Source organism: Ovoidimarina sediminis (assembly GCF_032586175.1).
In the GTDB taxonomy this organism is placed as follows: Bacteria; Pseudomonadota; Alphaproteobacteria; order Rhodobacterales; family Rhodobacteraceae; genus Ovoidimarina; species Ovoidimarina sediminis.
On sequence record NZ_JAWHTE010000054.1, the window covers coordinates 1 to 8,756 of the forward strand.

The window sequence follows — 8,756 nt, forward strand, 5'->3', positions numbered from 1 at the left end:
AGACCTCCCTTGCCTCGGGAGAAGTGAATCAGGAGCTAAAGCCTCGCTCAAGCCGAGTTTTTCAACACAATCAGCCCGGAGTGGACATTGGTTCAGGATGATATTCGGCAGCCATTCGGCAACTCATACACTACCATTGTCATCCGTAGGCCTGCACCACGCCGACACCCCTAGGCAGGCAGATATCCCGGAGCGAAGTCAAAAAACTAGCGGAAGCTTTTCCGGCAGGTCCTCGGTGGTTCATTTATTGTATGCAAATTTCAAGATGTAAGCTGACAAGACTCTTGCTACTGTTTGCGAGACACGCTCGGGCATCACCCGGTGGTCCCAAGAATCAAATAGATCCACATTCAAGTGCGATCACGAAGTCGGGGGGATATGTGGGATGGAACTGGCCGAGTTCGTCGCACTTGAAAACAAGGTACTAGCCATCGCTTTTGCGCTCAGCGTCATCTTCGGCGCTATCGCGCGAAGGACCGGATTCTGTACGATGGGGGCTGTCAGCGACGTCTACAACATGGGCAGTTGGACCCGTATGCGTGTCTGGGGGATGGCTGCAGGTGTCGCCATGATCGGCTTCGCGGTGATGTCCTACCTCGGCTGGATCCGCCCCCTCGACACGATCTACAGCGCGGGCCGGATGAATTGGCTTCCTGCCGTGGTCGGTGGCCTTTTATTCGGTTTCGGTATGGTTCTGGCATCAGGTTGCGCCCATAAGACACTGGTTCGCATCGGTGAAGGCAATCTGAAGTCGCTGGTTGTGTTTGTAATGATGGCGATCGGGGCAATTTCGGCGATGTGGGGGTTCGCCAGCGCGCTGCATGTTCTCACCACCAACTACGGATCATTCTACATAGAAAGCGGCAACCTTACGCCTGCATGGATAGCCTCCGCCTTCGGATGGGATGCGTCGAACATCGGGTTGGTCATGGCCATTGTCATTGGCGGAGGCCTCGCGGCATGGGCGATGTCGAGCGCTAAGTTCAGAGCGTCGGGCGACAACCTGCTGGCCGGACTTGGAATTGGATTGCTCATCGTGGCCATGTGGTGGGTCCTCGGACACATGGGGTATGTCGCTGAACATCCGGATACGCTGGATTCCTTTTACGCGGGGACAGCCTCCGGAAGCCTGCAGTCATTCAGTTTTACATCGCCGATCGGAAGGACGCTCCACCTGGTGATGATGACAGATCTGAACCAGCAGATTGTCCTCAAGGTTGGCGTCGTGACCGTTCTGGGCGTGATCCTCGGGTCGTTTCTCCACGCGATCCTTACCCGCAGTTTCCAATGGGAGGGGCTGTACGGTGAACAGGATACAGCGTTGCACATCATCGGCGGTCTTTGCATGGGCGTGGGAGGGGTCGTTGCGGGCGGCTGCACCGTGGGGCAAGGCGTGTCCGGTGTGTCCACACTGAGCGGCGTCAGCTTCATCGCGGTGATGGGAATTATGCTGGGCGCGATTGTCGGTCTGCGTTTGCAGATGTGGTTGCTCATGCGGGACGAATGACATTCGAGGAACGTGAAAATCACGCCTCCGGAATGGAGCGCGGCTGAGCAAAGAACAGGAACTGGAGGAGTATCGCATGGATGTAGAAAAGGAGCTCAACGCTCGGGGCATGAACTGCCCGCTGCCACTTATGAAAACCAAGAGGACCCTGGAGAAGATGGAACGCGGTCAGGTACTTCGCGTCTACGCGACGGATTCCGGGTCGATGAAGGACATACTCGCCTTCGTGAATGAAGCCGGCCACACGATGCTGGATCAACAGCATGTTGGGAAAGACTACATTCATATCATTCGCTGCGGTTGAGAATTCTTCGGTGCGCAGTCCCGCTGCGACGCATCGGTCGTATTGTGCGAGTTCGAGGAGCGATCCGTTCCTGTCTCACCAAGCGCCAAAATCTGCATTCTTCGGGAAAGCGCACGCATCGTCGTCAATGGGACCGCGTCGGATGGGCATCCGAATTTGAGCAGCCAATTGCGTCCCGTTTGGTTCATGTCTCTGGCGGTGGTTAAGATGTTCCGGGGAGCGGTTGTCCGCGGAGACTGCCGTTGGGAAGGTGACGCTGATGTATGAAAAAATTATGGGTCGGCTGAAAAGCCACGTATACCCATTCACACATCTCTCGATATCAGCGTTGGACATCGCCGCCCGGGACCTGCGGGTGTTCCACATTTGCCGTGGCGAGCGGGTCGTATTTCCTTCGATAAGCCCCGATGATTTCCTCTTCCTGATCACGGGCAACGTCCTCGTGGACGGTGATGAGAAGATCAGCATTCCAGAGGAAGCCGCAGGCGAACCATATCGGTTCTCGTCACGTGGAGGAGAAGTCTCAATCCAGGCGGTCGACGACGCTGTGCTGTGTCGCGGGAATGCCCGGATCCTCGAGGATTACCTCGCGCTCGATGAGCTCGGGAGGAGCAGGGATGTCGAAGAAACCGTCAATCCAACCGAGATCCTGCTGAAACTTCGGGGAACTGAGGCCCTTCGCGGCCTCTCGGTCGACAATGCCTACCAAGCACTGCGGCGCATGACGACCGTAAGGGTCGCCAAGGCAGACGAGGTCGTCAGGCAATACGAAGAGGGGGATGCTTACTACATCATCCGTGAGGGTACGGCAGAGGTTTGGCGCGAAGATCTGGATGACGACGAACAGCGACTGGTGGCCGTGCTTGGCCCAGGCGACGGTTTCGGCGAGGAATCTCTCGTCATGGAAGGATCGCGGAACGCGACGGTGAAAATGATCACCGATGGCGAATTACTGAAACTCAGCAAAGAAGATTTCGATGAACTCATTACGACGTCGATGATTGAAACGGTGAAACCGGCTGCCGCCAGCGCGTTGGCAAGAACCGGACACGAGATCCTCGATGTTCGTTATGAAGAAGAATACCAACAATCATTCATCCCGGGATCGATATTGATCCCATTGCCCGAGTTGCGGGCACGCATGGATGAACTCGACAAAGCCACCACATACCTCGTCTTGTGCAAAAAAGGCAGCCGCGCCGCCGCTGCCACCCTTCTCCTCAGGCAGCGCGGTATTAAGGCGATGGTCATCGAGGGCGGTATTATCGAGTGGCCCTGCAACGCAGATGGATCATTTGTTCTCTGAGTGACTCCGTCGGAAGAGTCGCCTGGCGGAAGGGCCCTGATGACGCTTCAACCGCTCACATGAGGCCCCTGTTCCTTGCGGAGAGCTCGAAAATACGAACGGAAGTAGTGCTGAGCCACGTTCTCGCAGGGCCTAAAGAGCAACCGATGTTTCATGCCAAAAGGGGATATCCACGGGGACACCGAATACATACGAGGAGGGATGCTGCAGAGCGGAATCCATGTGAGGCCGATGGCCGATTTGTCCGCGATCCGGACATCGAGCATGAACTGGCATAGGTACACTTTCGACAGAAGCGGTCGTTTCCCCTCGAAACCGCGTCTCGACGGCCGCGGATGACCGGTAAGTGCGCGATAGCCGTCAACTGACTACAACGCTCAGATGACCGGGAAGAGCCCGGAGCAGACTTGGTTGTGGTGTCGAAAAAGAGCTGCTCAGTCTTCACAGGGCCCAAGGGGCAATCCCGAACCAGACAGTGACCTCCCAGATAAGGGCTGCCGCCAGAGAAACTCTGAGCGCAATGACGTGCGTGACTTCCTGATTTCCAACGCGCCTGTTTGCCCGGTGGCAAGCAAGCATCGACATGGGAAATGAATATACAAAGAAGATATGCGCTACGTAGAACAGCATCGGCTCCCCGTCATCCCAATCAAGCTCGGGAATGACTGCTACGAGGACCGCGATAAGGATTAACGGAGCCGACGCAATCACTATTGCTTGAGCGAAAAATGGCCAAATTGGCGGCGGTTGTCTGCCTTCTGAAAAGGCCCTCCGGATAGCGAGAGCCATCAAAAAAACTACTAAACCAACGATGAAAAGGATTAATAGAAAGATAATCCAGCCGACTGCTTGGCGACCCAGATCGTGTAGACCCAGATATCCACTGAGGAAGGAGAAGGCGAGCTCCATAGCCAACGCGGTGGGCACCCACCATAAGGCTCCTGCTAGCTGAAACCGTTTCATTGGCTGCATCCTCGGCAAGCTACCCCGGCGCCCTGCCCCGCCTCAAGCCAAGTTGTTCTGACAGGGCCTCGACAGGTTCAAAACGACCCACCCAAATATCCGTGTCAGAGTGCACGAGGACTCGAGCCCACAAGCACTCGAACGGGTCCTAAGCGGGCAGTCTGAATTGGCCTTCGGAACGCTGGGTGAACCCCATCCTGAGCTAGACTTCCAGCAATTGATTGACGACCGCTTTGTGATCGCTTGTCACAAGAACCACCCACTGGCGTCGGCAACATCGACCACGTGGGAGGAGGTAAAGAACCAGCACTTCATCTTGCTTAGGCCGGAAAGTGGTACACGCAAGCTCCTACAACGCCACCTCGGCGCTCTCTACGATGTGCTTTCGAACGACATACAGGTCGGGCATTTCCATTCGCAACTTAGCCTCGTCGCACGGGGGATTGGAATAGCGGCAACCCCCTCCCTCATCCGGCTCTCAGGGCGCGACCTCGACATTGCGATCATCCCAATTTCTGAACCAGCAATCAGCCGCAAACTTGGCATTGTGACTTACAAAGGCCGTGCCCTGTCCCCGGCAGCCGAAAAGCTTCGCGGAGTGGCCGCCTCGGTCATGCAAGGCGCTGATGGCTAGCCCGATTTCATTGGTCAGGCGCGAGTGTTTTTGCATGCCTGGCTACTGGTTCATCTAAGCGATGGTTTTCGCACTGTTGATCGACGCCCGTGAATGACCGGTTCGGAGGCGTGCGCCGCGCTGCAACAACAAACGTTCCGCATGAGCGAGCAAATGCTGCGTTAGCAATAGCCGCGTGAGCAATTGGCGGGAAAGTCCGCGATACAGTCGTAGCGCCCGAAATTTTCGCTGCGTATCGCACGAACGTCCGGTTCTGATGCTGCTTTGCGGCTCGCCAAGATCCGCCAGAGGATGCCGCACGTGCAAACCCGGCAGAGAACGAGTCTGCCTTGGGCTCGTTGCCGCCAATCGAGGGTGGCTGTCGGATGACTGCTTCCAGGCACCAAACCGTCATTGGCGACCCTCGAGACGCCGGTTCGGGCCAGAACGACTGCTTCCGGCACAAGCTGACGCTCGCAAAACCGAACCGTATGACCGACAAGCGGACAGAGCGGCCGAACTGAACCCATAGTTGCCACCGCCCAGTTTGTTCAGATTTGATCTGTCTCAGAGGCTGAGTTACTGCACGAGGCTGACACAGCCTAAAAATTAACCCAAAAGGAGTCCCTCAATGTCTCACACGCCTCATGAGTTGCACGCGGAATTCCCTGAGCATGAAGCCCGCATTCATGAACTCAAGGAGTCAGACGCGCATTTCGCCAAACTCATGGATGAGTATCACGAGGTGAACCGTGCCGTGCACCGAGCAGAGACCAACGTCGAACCGATGGATCAGTTCGCCGAAGAGAACCTGCGCAAAAGGCGTGTCTCTCTCAAAGACGAGCTCTATCGAATGCTGACTGCAGGCGCGGCGACCTAGCCGACCCGCAAATCGTCCTGGCTTTTGAGCATTGACCGCTTATGTGGATCAATGTCCAGAAGACCGTCTAACGTCTCCAAATGTGCAGAGGCGCGCTCCCGCGCGCCTCCCTTTCGTATTCAGAAAAGCAGCTCGAGTTAGGCCAGTGCCAGATTGGTTGCGCTTTCGCGCCCGTCCCGGCCAGCCTCGACATCGAACGTAACCTTCTGATCATCTGCCAGGCCCGTAAGACCCGACCGCTCAACGGCGGAGATGTGAACGAAGATATCCTTTCCGCCCGCATCGGGAGCGATGAAGCCATATCCTTTGGTGGTGTTGAACCATTTCACGGTGCCAGTGGCCATTCCGTGTCTCCTTCATTTCTAGTGCTTCTCGCGACATGCGGCAGTTCGGCGTCGTCATGGCAAGATCGAGTGCCAGACGCCAATAAAGGAGAAAGGTCTTCGATAGAGATAACGTAGCTCTATTGATGTCGTTGATGTGGCCGATTGCGTCAAGCGCTTGGAGAGAGTGCTACTGCTTCGTTTGCTGAAGGAAAAACTTAGCCCATCAGTCTTCCGCTGCTCGAAACGCGTCCGCGATGATCTGGGCGCCTTCATGTTGCATCATGGCGCTGGCCAAGGCGATCGTGATATCCGTGTGAGAGTGTTCTGCGGCGGGACCGAACTCATTCATGACCATTCCCTTCGCGAGGTGCAGGTACTGTTCCGCGCGGGAGCGAGAGAGCTCCATCATCGCGTCCAGATGCGCTGTCGACATGTCGTACTCCTCACAGCTTATGCATGCTTTACTCACCATTTGAGCGATCTTGGGCTCGTTATTCAAACGGGGAATTTCTTTTGTGCCCTTCACGTGTTGAGGCCCACATCCAAATCTACCAGGCTGTTTCAGGGGGATTGAAGGATAACTAGCGGACCCCGCAGACAGTCTCGAAAGCCCGTCACCTCTGTCACAGAGTTTGCCCACAGATCCGAAGAACGCCACCAGATCACCCTACTTAGGCCAAATCGGTCGGGTCGACTGGCTCCCGCAGGTCAATACAAACACGACAGTAATGGAAGACATAACTAATGCAGAAGGCCGGCCGTAGTGACTCAGCGTCTCTGTCCGATTTCTTGGATCCGCTGACAAATGAAATTAGCCAAACCGAACCTATCCATGAGCCGCCTGCGTGGTTTGATGAATTCTCCTCTGCGCTGAGTTATGCAGATCACCTCGTGCTGTCGGGAAATGTGCGGGACATCTACCCCGTTAACAGTCCCTCCAATTCTTCCTTCTGCAACCTCTACGACACTCTAGACCGGTTGCTGACAACGCGGCGCGTAGAACACATGCTCATCTGTGATCCTGTCGATGGGTTCAGATGGTCGCGGATACCAAGCCCGGAACTCAAAGAAGTTCTTCCCGAGACTATGACAGGCCAGACGTCTGGCGCTGTATCACTCGGGGATCTCGCCGCGGTACATGCGCGACTCATCAGCGAAACCGATCGTAGTATCGCGCTGATCATCGATTACGCCACGCACCTGCACGGGACGACGCCTGAAGAGCTTGAAGACTTTTTCGTAAAAGTCGACAAGGCCTCCCGGTTAACCCATGCCCTGCGTCATGACACGGGACACCGGACCCCCACGATTTGGATCGTCGACCATCCGGCTGATCTGCCAGATTGGTTTGTGGTTGGGAATGACTACCTACGCGAGGTGCAGGTTGAGTATCCTAATCTGGAAGACCGTTTCCTCCATGCGCGGCATCTCATGGAAGTATTTGCATGGGACGAAGATGGCTCGGCTCAGGGGCTCGAGAGGTTCCTTCAGCAATTCGCGCTTGAAACCGAGGGAGACACACTTCTCTCCATGCGGGCAATTGCGGATGTAATGGAGGACGAGGGGCTCGGACTGGACGCCATCTCCGAAGCCGTGCGGATTCACAGAACCGGATCCCGACGCAATCCATGGACTTCACCCGTTCTTTTCTCACGGGTGCGTCAGGCCAAATCAAGCCTCGAGGAACGTATTAAGGGGCAGCCGCGCGCAATCGAGAAGACGCTAGACATTCTCGCGCGATCTATCATGGGTCTATCTGGTGCCCAATCAGGCACTCGCCACCAGAATCCACGCGGCGTGCTCTTCTTCGCTGGTCCAACGGGCGTCGGAAAAACCGAGCTTGCGAAAGCCGTCACGGATCTGCTCTTCGGAGATGAAACCGCGTGCCATCGCTTCGACATGTCCGAGTTCATGGAAGAGGCGTCCGTTACACGACTGATCGGCGCACCACCCGGACGTCCGGGGCATGAGCGAGGCGGCGAACTCGTGAACGCAGCCAATCGTCGCCCTTTCAGCGTGTTTCTGTTCGATGAGATCGAAAAGGCGCATCCTCGGATTCTGGATATGTTTCTCCAAATCCTCGAGGACGGCCGCCTGACTGACTCCCGGGGCGCAACGGCGCATTTCTCCCAGGCACTCATCATCTTCACCTCCAATATTGGTGTCGTCGGAGGCGCCGGCGCCGTGAACGACGGCATGAACGTTTTGCCGTCTGACAGCTATGACGAGCTTGAAGAAAAGATTACGCGAGCTGTTCAGGATCATTTCCGCAAGGACTTGCACCGCCCGGAAATCCTGAACCGTATTGGTCAGAATGTCGTCGTGTTCGATTTCCTATCCCACGAAAGCGCTTCGCTAATCTTCCAGTCTATCCTGGAGCGCGTACGCGAGACAGTAAACAGCCAGCATGGGATCCGGGTAGAACTGGAAGACAAGGCTTACAACGAACTCAAGACGCTATGTATTCACGATTATTTCGATGGCGGCCGAGGTATTGGGAACAGGATTGAGACACACTTCATCAACCCGCTTGCCCGTCAGCTCTTTGATCGCACCAGCCTGTCAGACCTGCGCATAACCGACGTCAGAACAGAAATGGGAAAGACCCGACTGATATTCAGAGATCAGGACGTTGCGGTCGCGCAGGAACGGCATAACTCCGTGCCAAATGCTCCGGCAGTACCCCGTCGTCTAAGCCATGATGACATCATAAAAATTCGCGAGCATCACGGGCCTCGTCGCCGGCCGAGCTCCTTATAAGCGGTTTGAGGGGCGCGTCCGCTCCGAGCCGATTGTGTTGAAGAAGTCGGGTTGAGAGCCGCGAACAGATCGCGATAGCGCGTAACTGGGCCTGTCG

General features: G+C 56.0%; 8 protein-coding genes and 1 pseudogene. 6 read left to right on the forward strand and 3 right to left on the reverse strand.

Features of this window, described 5'->3' with window-relative positions; genetic code table 11:
• Nucleotides 1-385 precede the first annotated feature (385 nt).
• The 3 genes from RXV90_RS25500 to RXV90_RS25510 all read left to right on the forward strand — a co-directional run bounded on the left by RXV90_RS25500 (nucleotide 386) and on the right by RXV90_RS25510 (nucleotide 3,117).
• A complete protein-coding gene (locus RXV90_RS25500) occupies nucleotides 386-1,507 on the forward strand; it encodes a YeeE/YedE family protein (protein ID WP_316653200.1) in 1,122 nt (373 codons plus the stop codon).
• A gap of 76 nt (nucleotides 1,508-1,583) precedes the next feature.
• Nucleotides 1,584-1,811, forward strand: a complete 228-nt coding sequence (locus tag RXV90_RS25505; protein WP_316653202.1) for a sulfurtransferase TusA family protein — start codon at nucleotides 1,584-1,586, stop codon at nucleotides 1,809-1,811.
• Between the two features lie 259 nt (nucleotides 1,812-2,070).
• On the forward strand, nucleotides 2,071-3,117 hold the full coding sequence (locus RXV90_RS25510; RefSeq protein WP_316653204.1) for a cyclic nucleotide-binding domain-containing protein: 1,047 nt from the start codon (nucleotides 2,071-2,073) through the stop codon (nucleotides 3,115-3,117).
• 441 nt (nucleotides 3,118-3,558) lie between these two features.
• On the opposite strand, the gene RXV90_RS25515 is transcribed toward RXV90_RS25510, so the two are convergent.
• A complete protein-coding gene (locus RXV90_RS25515; protein ID WP_316653205.1) occupies nucleotides 3,559-4,080 on the reverse strand; it encodes a resistance to Congo red protein in 522 nt (173 codons plus the stop codon).
• 79 nt (nucleotides 4,081-4,159) lie between these two features.
• On the opposite strand from RXV90_RS25515, the pseudogene RXV90_RS25520 reads away from it, so the two are divergent.
• Together RXV90_RS25520 and RXV90_RS25525 are read left to right on the forward strand one after the other, a co-directional pair.
• A pseudogene (locus tag RXV90_RS25520) lies at nucleotides 4,160-4,714 on the forward strand (LysR substrate-binding domain-containing protein); the annotation flags it as partial.
• A 610-nt stretch (nucleotides 4,715-5,324) separates the two neighbouring features.
• Nucleotides 5,325-5,573 carry a YdcH family protein gene (locus tag RXV90_RS25525; RefSeq protein WP_316653207.1) on the forward strand — a complete coding sequence of 83 codons (249 nt, stop codon included), beginning with the start codon at nucleotides 5,325-5,327 and terminating at the stop codon, nucleotides 5,571-5,573.
• A gap of 137 nt (nucleotides 5,574-5,710) precedes the next feature.
• Here RXV90_RS25525 and RXV90_RS25530 read toward each other — a convergent pair whose 3' ends face one another.
• The gene (locus tag RXV90_RS25530) at nucleotides 5,711-5,917 is read right to left on the reverse strand and encodes a cold-shock protein (RefSeq protein ID WP_316651333.1); all 207 of its coding nucleotides are present in this window, start codon (nucleotides 5,915-5,917) and stop codon (nucleotides 5,711-5,713) included.
• A gap of 205 nt (nucleotides 5,918-6,122) precedes the next feature.
• Nucleotides 6,123-6,332 carry a hypothetical protein gene (locus RXV90_RS25535; RefSeq protein ID WP_316653209.1) on the reverse strand — a complete coding sequence of 70 codons (210 nt, stop codon included), beginning with the start codon at nucleotides 6,330-6,332 and terminating at the stop codon, nucleotides 6,123-6,125.
• A 311-nt stretch (nucleotides 6,333-6,643) separates the two neighbouring features.
• On the opposite strand from RXV90_RS25535, the gene RXV90_RS25540 reads away from it, so the two are divergent.
• Nucleotides 6,644-8,659, forward strand: a complete 2,016-nt coding sequence (locus RXV90_RS25540; RefSeq protein WP_316653211.1) for an AAA family ATPase — start codon at nucleotides 6,644-6,646, stop codon at nucleotides 8,657-8,659.
• The last annotated feature ends 97 nt before the right edge of the window (nucleotides 8,660-8,756 follow it).